The 16,972-nt window shown below is 44.2% G+C and carries 18 protein-coding genes and 1 pseudogene; 6 read left to right on the top strand and 13 right to left on the bottom strand.

Going from position 1 to position 16,972, the window contains the following annotated elements; all coding sequences use genetic code 11:
• Nucleotides 1-36: 36 nt before the first annotated feature.
• A complete protein-coding gene (locus GD630_RS03360; protein WP_007759001.1) occupies nt 37-399 on the top strand; it encodes a four helix bundle protein in 363 nt (120 codons plus the stop codon).
• The gene (pflA, locus tag GD630_RS03355; RefSeq protein ID WP_143868790.1) at nt 396-1,154 is read left to right on the top strand and encodes a pyruvate formate-lyase-activating protein; all 759 of its coding nucleotides are present in this window, start codon (nt 396-398) and stop codon (nt 1,152-1,154) included. The genes GD630_RS03360 and pflA overlap by 4 nt, the downstream gene beginning before the upstream one ends.
• Here the strand turns inward: pflA and GD630_RS03350 are convergent.
• The 3 genes from GD630_RS03350 to GD630_RS03340 are packed head-to-tail and all read right to left on the bottom strand — an operon-like array spanning nt 1,151 to nt 2,300.
• A complete protein-coding gene (locus tag GD630_RS03350; protein WP_143868788.1) occupies nt 1,151-1,597 on the bottom strand; it encodes an N-acetylmuramoyl-L-alanine amidase in 447 nt (148 codons plus the stop codon). The genes pflA and GD630_RS03350 overlap by 4 nt on opposite strands.
• The gene (locus GD630_RS03345) at nt 1,584-1,751 is read right to left on the bottom strand and encodes a hypothetical protein (RefSeq protein ID WP_007754099.1); all 168 of its coding nucleotides are present in this window, start codon (nt 1,749-1,751) and stop codon (nt 1,584-1,586) included. Before GD630_RS03345 ends, GD630_RS03350 begins: the two co-directional genes overlap by 14 nt.
• A gap of 27 nt (nt 1,752-1,778) precedes the next feature.
• The gene (locus GD630_RS03340) at nt 1,779-2,300 is read right to left on the bottom strand and encodes an HU family DNA-binding protein (RefSeq protein ID WP_007758995.1); all 522 of its coding nucleotides are present in this window, start codon (nt 2,298-2,300) and stop codon (nt 1,779-1,781) included.
• A 214-nt stretch (nt 2,301-2,514) separates the two neighbouring features.
• Between GD630_RS03340 and GD630_RS03335 the strand changes: the two genes are divergently transcribed.
• A complete protein-coding gene (locus tag GD630_RS03335) occupies nt 2,515-2,745 on the top strand; it encodes a DUF4248 domain-containing protein (protein WP_007754094.1) in 231 nt (76 codons plus the stop codon).
• A gap of 89 nt (nt 2,746-2,834) precedes the next feature.
• Nucleotides 2,835-4,946 carry a BT4734/BF3469 family protein gene (locus tag GD630_RS03330; protein ID WP_182505696.1) on the top strand — a complete coding sequence of 704 codons (2,112 nt, stop codon included), beginning with the start codon at nt 2,835-2,837 and terminating at the stop codon, nt 4,944-4,946.
• Nucleotides 4,947-5,023: 77 nt separating this feature from the next.
• Here GD630_RS03330 and GD630_RS03325 read toward each other — a convergent pair whose 3' ends face one another.
• From GD630_RS03325 to GD630_RS03305, 6 genes are all read right to left on the bottom strand, one after another.
• The gene (locus tag GD630_RS03325; RefSeq protein WP_143868786.1) at nt 5,024-5,326 is read right to left on the bottom strand and encodes a helix-turn-helix domain-containing protein; all 303 of its coding nucleotides are present in this window, start codon (nt 5,324-5,326) and stop codon (nt 5,024-5,026) included.
• Nucleotides 5,292-5,645 (bottom strand): type II toxin-antitoxin system RelE/ParE family toxin, encoded by a 354-nt coding sequence (locus GD630_RS03320; protein ID WP_143868784.1) that lies wholly within the window; start codon nt 5,643-5,645, stop codon nt 5,292-5,294. Before GD630_RS03320 ends, GD630_RS03325 begins: the two co-directional genes overlap by 35 nt.
• Nucleotides 5,646-5,929: 284 nt before the next feature.
• Nucleotides 5,930-6,223, bottom strand: coding sequence for a hypothetical protein (locus GD630_RS21485; protein WP_394368254.1), 294 nt, complete (start codon nt 6,221-6,223; stop codon nt 5,930-5,932).
• On the bottom strand, nt 6,223-6,357 hold the full coding sequence (locus GD630_RS21440; RefSeq protein ID WP_255421189.1) for a hypothetical protein: 135 nt from the start codon (nt 6,355-6,357) through the stop codon (nt 6,223-6,225). The genes GD630_RS21485 and GD630_RS21440 overlap by 1 nt, the downstream gene beginning before the upstream one ends.
• 121 nt (nt 6,358-6,478) lie before the next feature.
• Complete coding sequence (locus GD630_RS03310; protein WP_143868780.1) at nt 6,479-8,782, bottom strand: leucine-rich repeat protein; 2,304 nt, start codon at nt 8,780-8,782, stop codon at nt 6,479-6,481.
• A gap of 400 nt (nt 8,783-9,182) precedes the next feature.
• Nucleotides 9,183-10,163, bottom strand: a complete 981-nt coding sequence (locus GD630_RS03305; protein ID WP_317168846.1) for a tyrosine-type recombinase/integrase — start codon at nt 10,161-10,163, stop codon at nt 9,183-9,185.
• 160 nt (nt 10,164-10,323) lie between these two features.
• Between GD630_RS03305 and GD630_RS03300 the strand changes: the two genes are divergently transcribed.
• Together GD630_RS03300 and GD630_RS21565 are read left to right on the top strand one after the other, a co-directional pair.
• Complete coding sequence (locus GD630_RS03300) at nt 10,324-10,461, top strand: AAA family ATPase (protein ID WP_143868778.1); 138 nt, start codon at nt 10,324-10,326, stop codon at nt 10,459-10,461.
• Nucleotides 10,449-10,601 (top strand): annotated as a pseudogene (locus tag GD630_RS21565) (AAA family ATPase); the annotation flags it as partial. The gene GD630_RS03300 and the pseudogene GD630_RS21565, both read left to right, overlap by 13 nt.
• Before the next feature lie 162 nt (nt 10,602-10,763).
• Here GD630_RS21565 and GD630_RS03295 read toward each other — a convergent pair.
• Genes GD630_RS03295 through GD630_RS03280 form a run of 4 tightly spaced genes read right to left on the bottom strand, consistent with a single transcriptional unit; the run spans nt 10,764 to nt 16,967 of the window.
• Complete coding sequence (locus GD630_RS03295; protein ID WP_143868776.1) at nt 10,764-12,119, bottom strand: MFS transporter; 1,356 nt, start codon at nt 12,117-12,119, stop codon at nt 10,764-10,766.
• A 16-nt stretch (nt 12,120-12,135) separates the two neighbouring features.
• Nucleotides 12,136-13,056, bottom strand: coding sequence for a glycerophosphodiester phosphodiesterase family protein (locus tag GD630_RS03290; protein ID WP_007758987.1), 921 nt, complete (start codon nt 13,054-13,056; stop codon nt 12,136-12,138).
• Nucleotides 13,057-13,067: 11 nt separating this feature from the next.
• Entirely contained in the window at nt 13,068-15,599 is a 2,532-nt protein-coding gene (locus GD630_RS03285) for a glycerophosphodiester phosphodiesterase family protein (RefSeq protein WP_143868774.1), read from the bottom strand.
• A 21-nt stretch (nt 15,600-15,620) separates the two neighbouring features.
• Nucleotides 15,621-16,967 carry a RagB/SusD family nutrient uptake outer membrane protein gene (locus GD630_RS03280; RefSeq protein WP_143868772.1) on the bottom strand — a complete coding sequence of 449 codons (1,347 nt, stop codon included), beginning with the start codon at nt 16,965-16,967 and terminating at the stop codon, nt 15,621-15,623.
• Nucleotides 16,968-16,972 lie beyond the last annotated feature (5 nt).

Genomic DNA, 16,972 nt, shown 5'->3' with positions numbered 1-16,972 from the left:
GAGTTGAAAGTTGAAAGTTTTGAGAATGACTAGGATATGGGGCAGGCTATAGTAGGAGGAAAATCGTACAGTTTTGCGCTTCGGATTATAAAGTTATACAAATATTTATATCATGAAAAGAAGGAATATGTTTTATCAAAACAAATACTTCGGAGTGGAACAGCCATAGGAGCCCTATGCCGTGAAGCAGAACATGCCCAAAGCAGAGCTGATTTTTTAAACAAAATGAATATCTCTTTAAAAGAAGCCAACGAAACGGAATATTGGCTCATGCTGCTGAAAGACAGCGACTATATTACTAACAGCTCTTTTGAATCAATCCACCAAGATTGCCGTGAACTAATAAAATTATTAGCAAGTATCGTAAAAACCACCAAAAACTCAATCACAAAGTCATGAACTTTCAACTTTCAACTTTCAACTTTCAACTCGTACGAGTTCATTCATACGAAAGTATGGGAACATTTGACGGGCCGGGCTTACGGCTCGTCGTTTTTCTTCAAGGTTGCAATTTCCGTTGCCTGTATTGCGCCAACCCGGATACGATAGCCGGCAAAGGCGGCACTCCCACCCCACCGGAAGAAATCATCCGCATGGCCATGAGCCAGCGTCCTTTCTTCGGTAAACGCGGAGGAGTCACTTTCTCGGGCGGAGAACCCACGTTTCAAGCCAAAGCTCTCGTCCCGCTGGTTCGCGAACTGAAAGAGAAAGGGATTCATGTGTGCATAGACAGCAACGGCGGTATCTGGAACGAAGATGTGGAAGAGCTTTTCAAACTGACAGATCTTGTCTTGCTCGATATCAAGGAGTTTAATCCGGCACGCCACCATGCATTGACCGGAAGAAGCAACGAACAGACGCTACGCACGGCAGCCTGGCTCGAAAAGAACGAAAAGCCGTTCTGGTTACGCTACGTATTAGTGCCCGGCTACAGCGATTTCGAAGAAGATATCCGCCGTTTAGGAGAGACTCTGGGAAAATATAAGATGGTACAACGAGTGGAAATCCTGCCTTATCACACATTAGGCGTACATAAGTATGAAGCGATGGAGCAGGAATACAAGCTGAAAGACGTAAAAGAAAATACCCCCGACCAACTTGAAAAAGCCGCGAAGGTATTTAAAGAATATTTCACTACTGTGGTGGTCAATTAATTCTCAAATTCTTCAATCACCTCGAAACAAGGGCATTCTTTGATCCGTTCCCACGGGTCCACGATTCCGTTATAATTCGTATCAGGACTCAGATCCCGGTGTCCCACAACTTTCGCTTCGGGATAACGCTGCAACAACTCTCCCACCAAGCGATGCAAAGCCTCTTTCTGACGCGGGGTGCGTGTATCTGCCGGTTTCCCGTTCGCGTCCAATCCGCCTTCAAAGCACACACCTAAACTGATCGAGTTGTAGCCACGCGCATGAGCACCTACCATATCCTCGTCCCGCATCGGTTCTATCTGCCCCGACTTACGCACGTAATAGTGATACCCCCAGCACGAGAATCCCCTGAAACGGTGAGCCGTATCCACATCCTTTGCCGTAAAATCACGGTCGGCACGGGTGGCGGAACAATGAATGACAATCAGACTAATCTTTCTCATCTTCCTTCGCCCTTTCCGTTGTTTTCACGTTGCACACCTCCTTGTGCGTAGCATTATAACGCACTTCCCTCACTACTCTCTCACGTTTTCCCTTTCCGAAGAAAGGAATGAGGCACATGATCACCTCCAGGATTTTACTTACGATCTCTTTCATATTTTTCCCAAATTAATGTTAGTACTATTATTCTGCCGGGTCCGGAGCTTCTCCGTTGTTGTCCGATCCGCCATCACCGGAACCGCCGTCACCTTTATCACCACTACCTCCGTCACCGTTGCCGCCGTCGCTTCCATCGCCCGACTGGGCAGCCGCGCGTGTACGCACTTGCTGATAACTAAGAATCTTCAGCAATTCCGCCAACTGTTTTCCCGGACGGAAAATGATATGCGCTCCCTTGATCATCGAAGTGGCGAACTCCTTAACCGACTCTGCTCCCTCACTGGTCAACCCGATCTGCAAACTGCCCAAATCACCCAGCCGCACAATACGCCCCGCCTTCAACGAACGCTTCGCCTCATAAAGAATACCGGAAATCGAGGCACGCACATCCGTTTCCGTACAGGTGGAACGACTGGTGATCGCCTCACACAACTCTTCAAAATCCAACTCGCCCGCTGATTGCGCTTGGGCATAATACTTGGCCGGTTCATCCTTTTTTGCAGGATTCTTACGCGGCACTACTGAATAAGAAACTGTCATTGCCATACTAAAATAATTTTAAAGTTTTTGTACATTCGAAATGCATTTCCTTCTTGTTAACGACACAAAGATACAACCTCTTCCACACTCCCTATTCCCCAACGAAGTTTCTTGATCTCGAATGAAGTTTCTTGATTTTCAATGAATAAAAGTGAGGTTATTCCTTTCTCAAACCGTTTATTTTCAGTAACTTTATAGCATACAACAAGAACAATCAGTTATGAATAACAAAGAAAACCTCTTCATCATCCGCACCTATACGAAAGCAGAGCTGGCACATCTTTACAACCCTACCGTATGTATCAAAGTTGCCTTACAAATTCTCCGGAGATGGATCCTCTTCAACCTCCCTCTCCTACACGAACTGGAAGCGGAGGGTTACCGTGCACGCAACCGCCTGCTCTCTCCCAAACAGGTGGCTACCATCGTGCAATATCTGGGAGAGCCCTGAAAGAACTTTTCACTATTTTCCCGAAAGTTTCGTTACATCTCGCTGCAAAAGAGTTATTTCGCAGCCGACTAAAAAAGTAAACTAAAGAAATGAATCAATTCAACATTTTTCTTGACTTCTATCGCATCATAGCAGAAATGACCGAAGAAGAAATCGTATCTGCCATCGGCAGTCCAAAGTATCGTAACATAGTGGAAAGCGTACGACGTACCTTCCTGGAGCAGGGAGAGAAAGCTGCAAACGAAGAGAAGAAGAAACTGCCTTCCGTCACATTCTCCGCCAATTATCGGGGTGGCCGTTCCAATGCGACCCTTGTCAAATATCTGGGATATATCGTGATAGATATAGACCATTTGAGTAAAGAAGAGTTAGCGCGTATCCTGCAAACGGTGAGAGCGTGCAGCTACACCCGAATCGCCTTTATCAGCCCCAAAGGGATGGGACTGAAAATCATAGCGCACACACAACGGCCGGACGGGACATTGCCCGACACCATTCAGGAAATAGAAGATTTCCACAATGCAGCCTACAATAAGGTCGCTTCTTTTTACTCCCAACTTTGTCAGACCGAGATTGACACCTCCGGTCAGGATGTGGGGCGTACCTGTCTGTTGTCATACGATCCGGGCATCTATTTCAATCGTGACGCCACTCCCTTCATCGTGGAACAGCCCCCTCTGTTCTATAAAACGCAAAAGAAGAAGAAAACACCCGGAAGGAAAAAGCAGGAAACGGACAACAATCCGGTCAGTGAAGAGACCGCACTCAACTATCATTCCTCACACGCTTCATTAATGGTGACCCTGAACTACTATCACAACAAGTCGGAAAAATACACCGAAGGAAACCGCAACAATTACCTGCATCATCTGGCGTGCAAATACAACCGTCACGGCATTCCCGAACAGGAAGCGGCAGCTTTCATAAAGAGCCTGTTTACCGACCTCCCGGCGGAGGAAACGGATTCGCTGATTGCCAGTGCTTATGCACATACGGAGGAGTTCAACACGAACAAGCTGAACAGTACCCAAAAACGAATGCTGCAAATAGAACAGCATATCAGCGAGTGTTATGAGACGCGCTATAACGAGCTGCTTCACATCATGGAATATCGCCGGAGGGTTTCCGAAACAGAGCAGCCGGATCCTTTCCGCATTCTTGATGACAGGATGGAGAACAGCATTTGGATGGAGATGAATGAGCTGGGCTATGCCTGCAACGTGAAGATGATTCAGAATCTGATTTACTCCGATTTCAGTAGCAGCTACCACCCTATCCGCAAGTATTTTAAGGAGCTTCCCGAATGGGACGGGATAGATTATATCCGTATTCTGGCGGACAGTGTCCGTACCAACCACCAGAGTTTCTGGACGGAGTGCCTGGAGCGTTATCTGGTAGGGATGTGCGCTGCCGCCACCCAAGACGATGTCGTCAACCACACCGTGCTTTTACTATGCAGCGAGGTGCAGAATATCGGCAAGACAACCTTTATCAACAACCTGCTTCCGCCCGAACTGCGCACTTATCTTTCTACCGGCCTTATCAATCCGAACAGTAAAGACGATTTGGCCAAAATAGCGCAATCAATGCTTATCAACCTTGACGAATTCGAGGGAATGAGCGGGCGCGATCTGAATACATTCAAGGATCTGGTGACCCGCAAAGTAATCAGTATCCGTCTCCCGTACGCACGCCGTTCGCAGAACTTCCCACACACCGCTTCCTTTGCCGGAACGTGCAACTATCAGGAGATTCTTCACGACACGACAGGCACCCGCCGCTTCCTTTGTTTCCATGCCGATTCCATCGAGTTTATCAAAATCAATTATACTCAACTGTATGCGCAGATAAAGCATTTGCTCAACACTCCGGGTTATCAATATTGGTTCACGCAGGAGGACAACAACCGGATCGAAAAGAATAATGAAGATTTCATTTTCCATTCACCGGAAGAGGAACTGGTACTCACCCATATCCGCAAGCCGGAACGGTTTGAAAAGGTACAGTACCTCACTGTCAGCGAAATTGCCGAACTGATCCGTGAGCGTACCGGTTATCAATATTCCATCGGAGCGAAGATCCAGATTGGCAAAGTAATGGTTAAGCATAATTTTGAGTCTAAAAAGGGAAGAAACGGTAGAAGATATGCCGTATTTATCATTGCCCCCGAACAGGTAAAATCGAACAGGCTATACGAATAAGAAGAGCGACCCATGATTGGGTACAGTAGCTAATAAAAATGCAGAGTTGTCAAAGATAACTCTGCATTTTTTTATCCCTACAAATTCATCGAAAATTCGATTCTACACCCTAAGGCATTCATTATCCGATAAAAAGTAGATACCTTAGGTTCAGTCTGACCACTCTCCACTCGGGATATATAAGAACGATCAGAACCTATACGCCGGGCTAATTCAGCTTGACTGATTTTAGCCTTCTTCCGTGCATCCTCAATAATCTGCCCTGTATAAAAAGCATAGGCTTTCTCCTCTGCTTCCGCACGCTCAGGAGTTCCTTCTGCACCAAATTTCGCATCAAGAACTACATCATAATCTACTAGCTGATGATTGTTTATCTGCATAATACTCCTCCTTTATTTTTAATGCTCTTTCTATTTCAATATCCGGTGTCTTTGTGGTCTTTTTTTGAAAGCCATTGAACAGTACCACAATATTACCATCATCAAAAATAAAAAATACTCGATATATATTACTATTATATTCTGTACGAAGTTCAAAAACTCCATCCCGAATAAATTTTACAAATTTAGCGGAGAGCCTTTCTTGTGTTTTTAACAAAAGTAGTCCATATTGGATCTTATCTTGTTCCTTTTCGGTTAAAGTCTCCATGAAAGCCTCAAAGTAACCCCCGTATGTACGGATCTTACGTTTCTTTTCCATACTGCAAATATACGAAACGTTGTTCAACTATACAACAAAATTTCCTGTTTTTTATCTATTTTCATTCTATTTACCAAGAAAGTGTGAGAGGTGTGAGAGAGGATTTGTAACATTTGTATTTTTTTTAATTGAATATATAGATAATAGAATTAAATAATAGAAAAGTAGAAAGTTGAAAACTCTCTCTCACACCTCTCACACTTTTGTATTCTCTTTCTGAAAAAGACAGCGGGAAATCTGAAAAAGCCCACCGTCTTTTTCAAATTTCCCGCCACGTTTTCAAATCAACTCACTATCCTATTTAATTCGTCGAAATCTCCTTCACGATAATCAGTGAAATCTCCGGTGTGTTCCTTCTTCTCATAAGACACCAGTGTTTCCACGCTAAGTACCTTGCCCGTTTTCGGGCTTATCACATCAATCAGAGTCGCCAAAGCGCGAATGGTTTGTTCACTATTAGAAGCCCCGTCATAAGTCAGGCGCCCCCGGTCAATGGCATTCAGAATAACGGCGACATACCTTTTCGGATTTCCCCGGTATTCTATGACAACAGGTGTCTGCGACTTTACTTCCCGAATCAGTTGACCGATAATTCTTTTTTTTGGTCAAGCAAGTTCATCAATTGTTCACTATGCACATCAATTTGTGCGTTCACTTCACGAAGTTCGTCTTTCAACGAACAATACAATTCATCATTAAATGAATTTTCCATAAAACAATCCTTTTAGTTATAAAAAAGCCATTCCGGAAAAGGCAGAAAGCTGCGGTATTTCCGGAATGACAAAAATAGATATTTGTTTAACTAATTGATGCAAAAAGTTAAACTTAATTATTTACAAATTTCTTATTGAGTCAAAATAGCTGATCCATGAGGCATAATTGGCTGTTGATGGAATATACACCGTACGGCCCGTTTTGCATTCAGGATCAAATGTTTGCACACCAATAGTAGGGGCTGTCGGAGCATTGGAATAAACATATTTCAACTGTGCACACTGCCAGAAAGCATAGCTGCCTACGGAAGTCACGCTGGCGGGCAATGTTATTGCTATCATTGGACATACCGTGAACGCCCATTCTCCTATTGTCTGTAAATTATTGGGCAAAGTGATGGCAGAAAGCTTTTCACAATGAGCAAAAAGATACTCCGGTATAGCTGTAACGGCTGTTTCCGACATATCAACAGCCAACAGGCTATTGCAGTTTTGGAATGCTCCGTTATCCAAAGTCGTCAATGAGGAGGGAAGCGTAAGATATCCTCCCACCGGATCTCCTGCCAAATTAATGCAATAACCAAACGCCCGTTCTTGAATTTCGGTTATGCCGTTGTGAAATGTCACACGTTGCAAGCTCTGACACTCATCAAACATATTATTGCGAATCACGGTGACTCCTTTCGGGATACGAAAATCTTTCAAAGAATAGCAGCGGAGAAACACAGCTTCACCTATCGAGGTAATTCCATCATGCAGGGTAATATGCTCCAAGTTGTGACACTCCTGAAATACCCAATCAGGAATTTCGGTCACGGTGGAGGGAATAGAGATTGACCTGATGCCACAGCCATAGAATGTGCTCGGTGAAAGATTCCGCACTCCCTCGTTGAGAGTGATCGTTTCCAGATTCTCACAACCCTCGAACAACCATCTTCCCAGCGTCTGCACACTTCCGGGAATATTGACAGTCGCCAAAGCGGTGCAATTCATAAATGCCGAGTTGTAGATGTTCTCAGTTTTTTCGCCTATATGGACATTCCGGAGACTTATGCAGTTCTCAAATGCCCACCGCCCGATGCTTTGGGCATTCTCTGTATCCATCGTTTCCAATGCACGGCAATTGGCAAAGGCGGCTTCTTCAATCGCGGTAACGGTGGCCGGAAGAACGACTCGTTTGAGCGTGGTGTTCGCCGATAGAGGTTTATTGAATGCCAGTCCACGATTGGGCATGACGGCGAGATCGGTCATCGACAAGTCTAATACTTCCAAGGCATTCAGTGATTGTCTGATATATGTAAAGTCGTCTGCATTCATGCTGCCTTTGATAGCGAGTTTGCGTACAGAGCCATCTGTAACCTCAGTACTTAAGTTCCCTGCCGTACTTTCAACAATGAGGCCATCAAAATATTTCACAGGTCGGGTAACTGTGAAGTCTTTGCCGTTTTTGTCAGTTATGGTTACTTTCAGCAGGGCTGTTGCCGAGAGTTTGATATTAGCAGGTGCGGTGAGCGTCACTTTGGCACTTCCCGTAACGACAGCACCTTCTGCGAAGCTCGGTTTAGTGACCTGCACACCCCATATTTCCTGCGTAGTGGCAGAGCGGGTTTTAACGTCCATGCCTGTCCCACTTTCGTTGGTAACGGTAGCTGCCAGGGTGGTATAATCTTCTTCTTTGAGAGTAAACGGTAGCATCAGAGTGATTTCGTTGTTGGTTGCCGAAGCATAGAAAATTTCGTAGCTGTCAAAGCCGACCGTCACAAAACTTGATTTGGGAAGCGTTATTTTCGTTGTTCCATCGGCAAGCGTAAAGATGACGTTTGCAGAGTCAGTGGTATAGTCGATCCCATTTTCTGCGAAAATAGCATCTCCCTGTTCGCCTGTCACAGGTACTTTCTTGCCATTATCAAGCAGCCATTCACCATCTATCTTCCAATAGAAGCATTCTTCGAATTCGGCAATGCTGATAACGGGGGAATGACCGTCAGCACCGGTAGTAGAGATTTTATTTCCCGAGACATCAAGCATCCAATCCGGTGCGGCATCGCCTGTTTTCACCGTCCAATAATAGTTTCCGTCCGTATCCTGCTTCACACCGATGACGGGAGTAATGCCATCCGTACCTTTTTCTCCGTGCCGAATGGTGATAGGACCGCTTTTACTGAAAGAAATAGTATAGCCCACTTCTTTTGAATTTTCCACAATTGGGGTAACGCCTGTCACAAAGTCTTTTTGCTCTAATGCAGTGACAAGTCCTTGCAATGCACAAATTTGTGTGTTTGCCGTGTTACACCACGTTTCTAGTGTTGTGACTCTCGACTGGAGATCTTTTACATCTCTTTGCAGCTGCACAAGCTCGCCGTCATCACACCCGATAGCCATTACTACGAATAGTAGCATCAAACAGAGACTGTTTCTTCTCATACTTTACTTTGTTTTTTTTATTAAATAAATGATTACTCATACCTGCCTTGAATTACTTGCTAAGTAACGGAAACAGATTCTACAGTCAGAACAGGGCGCTGTGCACTGCAATCATCTCATTTGCTGTGATTCTCGTAAAAGAATATACACAAGAATAGTAGTCTGCACCAAAGTGAAGGGAAGCAGATAGAGGAGAATTTTGTGTTTTCCACGGCTCAATCTATATTTGATATGTGATAAGTGTTTTTTCTAACTGGGTTTTATAGTCTTTTTCTGTTTGTGAGTAAGAAATCAATAAAAAAAGAATGATTCATCCATATATTTCATATATTTGTCGTACCATAATACCTTTCCGTTACTTAGCAAGTAACGTCTTTATTTTGCCGTTCTTGTGTTTTTATCAGCTATTCCAAAGCCTCTGATTTCCCTTAAACACGTAATCCTTTATTATCAGATTAGCCTTGCTAAGTTTATCGTTTTCAAAACGTTTCAGGTAAGTGCGTGTCACTTCGAGTGAAGAATGTCCTAGCCCCTCGGAAATGATTTCTTCGGGGACTTCACAGTATTTTGCCAGCGTCGCCCAGGTGTGCCGGGCGGTATAGGAGCTGACAGGAGAGTCCACACCGCAAAGGATGGCCAGGCGGGAAAGGTTATAATTGAATATTCGCAGTTGTCGGCGGTATTCGCCATACGCTTCCTCTCCCCCGCTTTGTCCGTCAAGCAGATTGAGCAGATAAAGAGAGGAGGAATCTTTGCTGCGATAGCGTTCGATGATTGCCATCGCTTCCGGTGGAACCTGAATACTTAGTTCCGCACCTGTCTTCTGTCGGCGGAAGTGTAGGAAATATTGTTTTCCACCGTTCTTCTTCAGGTTCACGTTCCGCAAATGGATGAGGTCGGAAAAGCCAATGCCTTGTAGTAGCAGCATCAATGCCAGCAAATCACGTGCACGTTGCAGGCTTGGGGATAGCTGTGTTTCACAAAGCATTTTCCGGCTGCAATTTTTCGCTATCAGTTCACGCATCTCACAGACTTCCAGCGCCAGCTTCTTTTCCGACGTCACGCCTGTGAATACATGATGAAACAATCGAAGTTCTCCTTTTATGATTTCTTCGTCCACTGCCCGATTATAAACGGCACGCAAAGCGCGGAAATAAGTGGAAATGGTGTTCCAACTTCGTTTGTTATTGAGCAAGTATTGCTCAAAATGCTTCATTTCCATCTTGTTGAAGACACTGAAAGGTAAATCATTCTTTCCTTTATAAATACGGAGTGCCTTGAGGGCATAGCTGTAAATGTAGGCCGTTCCATAACGTTCTTCTTTTTTCAGGTTTTCAATCACCCGACTCATGTAATCCGTAAAATTTTCTATTTTCATCATTCCTACAGTTTTTAGGGTTTATTATTTTGTTCTCGTATGCAAAGATTCAACTCCTTGCGTACAAAGAGAAAAAAGAAACAGGGAAGTTGTTTACGCAAATACAATTATTATATAAAAATATCATTATTTTTGATACATAATATTCAAATAAACATCGAATATGTATAACTCGATGCGTAAACTTCCCATTGGTATACAGACTTTTGAAGATATCCGTAGGAAAAATTATCTTTATGTGGATAAGACCGTACTTGTATGGCGAATGGCTAACTTGGGAAAAACGTATCTTCTAATTTGACAATTAAGAATTACGATAGACGCTTCAATAATTATTTTCTAGACTTTCCTAACGATGAGGTACGTTATGGATTCATTAATTTCCTTGTACCATTCTATACTCCAATGAAGAACAACGATCAGGGATTTTATATCAGAAAGACCACCGGAAAATAGTAAAAATCGGTGTGGAATTTAGTGCGGAAACTCGCAATATCAATCGTTGGTTGGTAGAGACGAAGTAAATATGATAAAAACATAAACAAACACTTGTTATCCTCTTTTGGAAACAAGCTTTTTCAATCTAATCTAATATACCCGAAACTAATCCACTTCTTTCGACTTCGCATTCCAAACCAATAAGGCAAAGAAAACAGATAGTAAAGCCGCACCAATCCAGAACCAATTGATATAGGTAAAGTCGTAAACCTCCACTCCATTTTGAACCGTCTTCTGACCTTCTATTAAAATGCCACTCATCACATCTTGCAATCCGGCTCCGATATAACTGGCGATACCGACTACTCCCAAAGCCGCTCCGGAAGCATTACGGGGAGCAATATCGACAGCCATCAGACCACCTAGAAAACAAATGAGAACTCCGATACCCAACCCGAAAAGAACCATCGCAAGCACATCTACCCAGAAGTGTACGCCCGGAACCAATAGGAACAGGCTAAGTGCAAGAACATTCATCAATCCGAATACTAAAGCGGGAACATTACGGCTACCGGAAAAAAGCCTGTCTGAAATGATTCCGGAAAATACCGTACCGATGATTCCACAAATGGAACTGATAGATATGATAAAACTTGCATCCAATGTAGAGTATCCCTTTTGAGCTTCCAGATAGAAAACACCCCAACTGTTCACAGCATAACGACTGATATACATAAATGCGCTGGACAAAGCTAAAATCCAAATTGCAGGATTCTTCAAGACTGCTTTTTGAGCTTTGTTGAAATCTTCCGTTTGTTTGCCGGATGAAGACCGGGAATCCTCAAAGGAAGATTTTTTATCCAACAAGAATCCCTGACTTTGTGGTGTATCACGCATAAAGACAAGCATCATCAGGAATCCCAAGATACCAATTACTCCGGCTCCAATCATTCCATATCTCCATCCCATCCCACTGACCAGTAATGCTATGGAAATAAACGTCAATGCCTCACCCAAATTATGGCTGGCAGACCAAAAGCCATAAAAAGTACCCCGCTCCTTACTGCTATACCACCGGGTCAGCGAAACCACACCGGACGCTGCTCCCATTGACTGAAACCAACCATTCAGTCCCCAAAGTATGGTAAATGCATAAAACGAATTGGTGAAACCCAAACATAGGTTTATCAAAGCGGAACACAATAATCCGGTAGACATAAAACGCCGTACATTACTACGGTCGGCAAGAAATCCATTCGTCAACTTGCCCACTGCATACACGAAGAACAGGCAGGATCCTATGATTCCCAATTGAGTTTCGGAGAATACTCCCTCCTCTACAATCGGCTTGCGCACTACGTTCATACTAAGACGGCAAACATAATAAATACCATATCCGGTAGTAGCCGACAAGAACGTTGCCCAACGGATACGCTTGAAACGTGAAGAACGTTCGGAATCAGTCTCTCCCCCGGCTGCCGGAGGAGAGATTCTATAAAAATCCAATATTTTAAATGACATAAACGAAATTTACATATTAATGAAATGCATCTGCCTTATGCTCATTACGTTTCTTACGTGCTTGCAGATATTCCAATAAATAGGCGGTACGATCGGTCTGAATGATGGTTGCACCAAGTGTGTCTATCAAATATCCGTAGCCTTCATCCGGATTTTCCAACGATTTATCATCGTCATGCCCGCCTGCCATCGTATCCCAAAGGGTATTATACCAAATTTTACTTTTTCCTTCGAGTTTAGCTCGCACCTGTTTGGGGAGTTGACAAGTATCCGATTCAAACAGCAATTCAAAAGCTACGGGATGAAGTTCTTTCATAAAATCATCTATTTGCTGCATAGCTCCCGGCCTGTCCAAATGCACGATAGGCATATATATAATCCGGTCTAAATATTTTCCCAAATCCTTCTTTACTTCCGCAACAGGTTTGGAGCCTTTCATAATGATCTGCCCGACAGTTCCGGTTTTCTCCAAGATGGGGAAAATCTCGTCGAATATGGGATATGCCTTATCCAAATTTACCATCACACGCCCTTTTGCCGTCAATAATGCTTCTTCCAATGTAGGCACACGATGTTTGGTTTTCAATGCGGCACCATTCTTCAGGCGGAGAGTCCGGATGGAGTCCAGTGTCCATTCGGCAATCTTGCCCTTTCCGGTTGTCGTTCTGTCCAACGTCTTATCATGCATAAGGATCAACTGTCCGTCTTTGGTTTTCTGAATGTCCAGTTCCACCACGTCGGCTCCCAACCGGATAGAACTTTCAATCGCTGCCAGCGAATTTTCAGGTGCAAAACGCCAGTCCGCCCGATGGGCTACGACAGTGATTTCTTTATTATCGGGATCCGTTATCTTTGCGTAAATTGCCTTTACCGGTTCATCTGCAAACAGACAGAGAGGAAACAGCAGAACAATTGCTATGATTATATATTTCTTCATATTCATTCTAGTTATCTATAATCTTTGGATTTTAAATACTTGGCTGCCAATTCGGCATAATCGGTTTGTACGATATTAATGCGTTTGTTTATCATACCTACAAGCCCCGAATAGTTCTCTGACAGCATATTCGCATCATTCGCCCCTACAATATTGGAGAAAATAAGCCAGCCTTTAGACTTAATGTCTTCGGTCATTGTGCCCGACAGAGCATCTGATGTAGATAGTTGCATCATCTGTACATTGTCCGTATAAGAAGAAGCAAAGTAAGTAATATCATCGGCCGCTTTTGCCATCGGATGCAGCAACAGGCTGCTGTTTGCCGCTCTTAAATCATACGCATAATTGCGATTATTGGAAACATACAGTAGCACTTCGCTTTCCATATCCAACCTTTTAAGTAATGACACTATTGTAGCTACGGCAACGTTTTTGTTGACAATATCCAAATTGAAATACACCTTTCCTTTCCCCTTTTTCAATGCATCCTCTAAAGTCGGAATCCGTTCGCTCGTCAGATTACCTGCTGCATCTTTAAGATAGAACTGTTGTAGTTGCTGATAGGTATAATTTCCTACCGCGCCGCTTCCGTCGGTGGTTCTGTCGATAGTATTATCGTGCATCAGCACCAATATCCCGTCCGATGTGGGGCGTGCATCCAGTTCGATCATCTCTACTCCGGCATTGATGGCATATTCTATAGAAGGCAATGAATTTTCCGGTATACCGTTGGTTATCCCCTTCTGGGTGTTCGCCCGATGGGCACAGAGCCAGACTTTATATGAGCTGTCCTCAAACAAGTTCTTCAAATCGGCCTTCATATTTCCTGTGATAGGTAGCTGTCCGCCCGGATCACCACCCGGATTTTCACCCGAACCGCCCAACTGTGCACTGGAATGACGGCTGTCTTTCCCTTTCATCGGCCATGCGGAAGCTGCACATCCGCTAATACCTTCATCTTCCAAAGCTACCAAAACACTCTTTGACGGATCTACGGTATTCGTGATACCGATATAGATAGTGCCGTCCGGACCGATTGTCGGTGAACTCCATATCTTCCCGATACCTGCTTCCCAGTTGTCCTTCATAGGGGAGTCACTTTCATTAATCAGTGCGGCGAGGTCTTTTTTCAGGATTAGCTGTTCTTCCGATGCTTCGGGTTTAATGATATAATAATTGCCGGACTGGGTTCCAAAATGAATATTTCCCGCCTGGTCAATTGCCGCACATCCGCTGACATCTTCCGGCACACCGTAATGCCATTGGATAACTCCATTAGGAGATAAAGAAACAATTCCTCCCGTAGCTTCGCCCGGAGCACGTTTTACCGTTACAATGATGCTTCCGTCCAAACCTATCACAACGCCACCCTGATCTAGTGTTCCTACATTTCCCAACGAGGTGCGCCACTTTTCGACTCCGTCGCTTCCCATAGCATAGGCACTGCTTCCTATTGCCGGGAATGTGGCAATCCCATAAATTGTTCCGGCTCCATCCACCGCTACGGAACCATTCATGTTTTCCGAAGGTTTGTCATTTCCCGAACTATATACCTGCCATGCCCACATCACATTACCGCCTGCATTCAAGGCAGATGCCGAAACACCGAATAATCCATTCTTTCCGCCTGACCAAACCAACGTATTGTTCGCCAATGCAATTCCGGCAGATACTCCACCCGAAGGACCTCCCGAATTGTCCGCATTTGACACATAGCCAACTCTATGTCCGGTGTTCTTATCAACGGCAAGTACCGACCCGGTAGATCCGCCATTCCCCATATAGATATGATTCTCTCCAATCGCACAAGTCAGATAATTAATACGAGGCTTTGAAGCCTGTCCTTTATTCCAAAATCCTTTTTCGGCATCTCCGGCAACTACCCATTTTTTCGTTCCATCGGGATTAATGGCATATACACGGCCTACCTTACCACTGGTATCGCCAGTCCCTACGTAGACAGTACCATCTGTATCGATGCTCGGAGTTGTATGCGTATTGCCGGACGGAGAATCGCCGTCGGCGGAAGTCCACAAATCGAATTCCCAAAGCTGTTCGCCCGTCGTGGCAGAGAATTTACGCAAATAATGGTCGTTAGAAGTCATATACACATTGTTATCATCACTGACTGCCGGAGCCGTGGAACGTATTTCTCCCAGTACATGGGCACCTACCCACTTCAGTTTCACATTCCCGACTTCGGGCAGAGGCTCCGCTTCAATCGTCAGCAGTTTATGAGCCATTGCGTAATTTCCTTTGCCATCTTTGACGTGCAAAGTCACTGTATAGGCACCATTCGTTTCGTAAATTACTTTCGGAGCCATATCGGTCGAAGTCTTTCCGTTTCCTAAATCCCATTGGCAAGCATAGTTGCCTTCTCCGCCCATCGTTTCATTCGTGATACTGACTTCTTCGCCTACATAATAGATCGTCTTGTCAAAAGCAAATTTAGCTGTCAGCGCATTTTCTTTCCAATCATCCGAGCATGCCGAAAGTACCAGCAGGCAGATGAAAAACGTTGCAAATATCTTTATATTCTTCATACTCTGTTCTTTCTAAGATAGTTAATAACCTGGATTTTGAGGATAGTTTTCTTCTCCCGCCAAGTCGCGTTCCGATTGGGGAACCGGATAATACATCAGATAGTTTCTGCCGTTCAAGGAAGTAAACAAGTCCAGTCGGTTGGTCCGTTTCAAATCATACCATCGTTGACCTTCCGCGTACAGTTCACGGTGACGCTCATCAAGTATCTGGTTCTGAAATTCGGTATCAGTCATGCTTGAGGGTAGCGAAACAGTAGCGTAGCGTTTGTTCATAAACTCTTTCAGTGTAGACAGTCCGTTGGTAGCTCCCAATGCTTCTGCTTTAATCAGATACATCTCTGCTACGCGGGTAACTACAATCGGGGTTTGTGACGGCTGTTCATTGGTGACAAACTGTCCGGTACTTCCATTCGGGAATTTGATAATGCGACTATTATCCGCACCAAACACGGCTTTTGCACGTATATCTTGTTTCTTGACGGTTGTATCATCGTAGAGATGCCCGTAACAGTCAGTAGAGGGAGAATAATCCCAAGTGGGGTCGATATCATTCACCGTTTGGTAGAATAGCAGTAGACTTGTGCTGCGCTTGTTGGCTAGCGCAAAGACCAGTTCTTTACTACTGCTGTTGGAGACAAAGGCATTGGCATACTCGGTCGAGGTAGCACTCAATGCAAAATTAGATTTGGCAATCACCTTGTCGGCATAGGCGGCTGCGTTTGTATAGTCTTTCAAAGACAGGCATACTTTGGCATTCAGTGCATCACAAGCGCTAATAGATACATAAAAACGGTCTGTAAATTCAGGTAATAATCCTTCCGCTTTCGTCAAGTCTTCTTTTATGAAACTCCATACTTCAGTTTCGGGAGAGATGGGCACAACGTCATAGGTACGTTTACGTAAGATAGGAGCTCCACCCCAACGAGTGACTAAATGATAGTAAATCAAGGCCCTGAAATAATATCCTGTACCGCCTGTCTGCTTCACTACCTGGTTTTCTTTATGAGATGATGCTTCATATGTTTCGACCAGAAAGTTTACTTGCTTCAGGGTTGTGAAGCATTTTTGCCACTGACTCAAAACTTCTTTGGAACTAGGAGCCATCAACATCGGGTCATTCAGGGAGAAACCGGGACCTGCCTTGAAATTCTCACCCTTTACGTCACCGTCCATATAGAACTTGAATATCAGTTCTTCCATTTCGGCGTACACTCCATTCAATAACTTTTCCAAATCGGATTCACTCAACATATCTTGAGGGATCTGATCTTTAGGCCGCATATCGTCCAGCATACCTGAACAAGCCGTCATCCAGAAAAGGCAAATGCTACACAGCAAATAGTTGATTATAGTATAGTATCGTTTCATACATC

The organism is Bacteroides zhangwenhongii (assembly GCF_009193325.2).
In the GTDB taxonomy this organism is placed as follows: Bacteria; Bacteroidota; Bacteroidia; order Bacteroidales; family Bacteroidaceae; genus Bacteroides; species Bacteroides zhangwenhongii.
This window is presented reverse-complemented; position numbering and strand designations above follow the sequence as displayed.

What these genes read in the sequence shown, in the direction of transcription:
- GD630_RS03345 (WP_007754099.1), bottom strand. Translation starts at nt 1,751, where the DNA reads ATGAAAGAGATCGTAAGTAAAATCCTGGAGGTGATCATGTGCCTCATT.
- GD630_RS03280 (WP_143868772.1), bottom strand. Translation starts at nt 16,967, where the DNA reads ATGAAACGATACTATACTATAATCAACTATTTGCTGTGTAGCATTTGC.
- GD630_RS03350 (WP_143868788.1), bottom strand. Translation starts at nt 1,597, where the DNA reads ATGAGAAAGATTAGTCTGATTGTCATTCATTGTTCCGCCACCCGTGCC.
- GD630_RS03300 (WP_143868778.1), top strand. Translation starts at nt 10,324, where the DNA reads ATGTATAACTCGATGCGTAAACTTCCCATTGGTATACAGACTTTTGAA.
- GD630_RS03295 (WP_143868776.1), bottom strand. Translation starts at nt 12,119, where the DNA reads ATGTCATTTAAAATATTGGATTTTTATAGAATCTCTCCTCCGGCAGCC.
- GD630_RS03335 (WP_007754094.1), top strand. Translation starts at nt 2,515, where the DNA reads ATGAATAACAAAGAAAACCTCTTCATCATCCGCACCTATACGAAAGCA.
- GD630_RS03340 (WP_007758995.1), bottom strand. Translation starts at nt 2,300, where the DNA reads ATGGCAATGACAGTTTCTTATTCAGTAGTGCCGCGTAAGAATCCTGCA.
- GD630_RS03325 (WP_143868786.1), bottom strand. Translation starts at nt 5,326, where the DNA reads ATGCAGATAAACAATCATCAGCTAGTAGATTATGATGTAGTTCTTGAT.
- GD630_RS03305 (WP_317168846.1), bottom strand. Translation starts at nt 10,163, where the DNA reads ATGATGAAAATAGAAAATTTTACGGATTACATGAGTCGGGTGATTGAA.
- pflA (WP_143868790.1), top strand. Translation starts at nt 396, where the DNA reads ATGAACTTTCAACTTTCAACTTTCAACTTTCAACTCGTACGAGTTCAT.
- GD630_RS03330 (WP_182505696.1), top strand. Translation starts at nt 2,835, where the DNA reads ATGAATCAATTCAACATTTTTCTTGACTTCTATCGCATCATAGCAGAA.
- GD630_RS03310 (WP_143868780.1), bottom strand. Translation starts at nt 8,782, where the DNA reads ATGAGAAGAAACAGTCTCTGTTTGATGCTACTATTCGTAGTAATGGCT.
- GD630_RS03320 (WP_143868784.1), bottom strand. Translation starts at nt 5,645, where the DNA reads ATGGAAAAGAAACGTAAGATCCGTACATACGGGGGTTACTTTGAGGCT.
- GD630_RS03360 (WP_007759001.1), top strand. Translation starts at nt 37, where the DNA reads ATGGGGCAGGCTATAGTAGGAGGAAAATCGTACAGTTTTGCGCTTCGG.
- GD630_RS03285 (WP_143868774.1), bottom strand. Translation starts at nt 15,599, where the DNA reads ATGAAGAATATAAAGATATTTGCAACGTTTTTCATCTGCCTGCTGGTA.
- GD630_RS03290 (WP_007758987.1), bottom strand. Translation starts at nt 13,056, where the DNA reads ATGAAGAAATATATAATCATAGCAATTGTTCTGCTGTTTCCTCTCTGT.
- GD630_RS21440 (WP_255421189.1), bottom strand. Translation starts at nt 6,357, where the DNA reads ATGGAAAATTCATTTAATGATGAATTGTATTGTTCGTTGAAAGACGAA.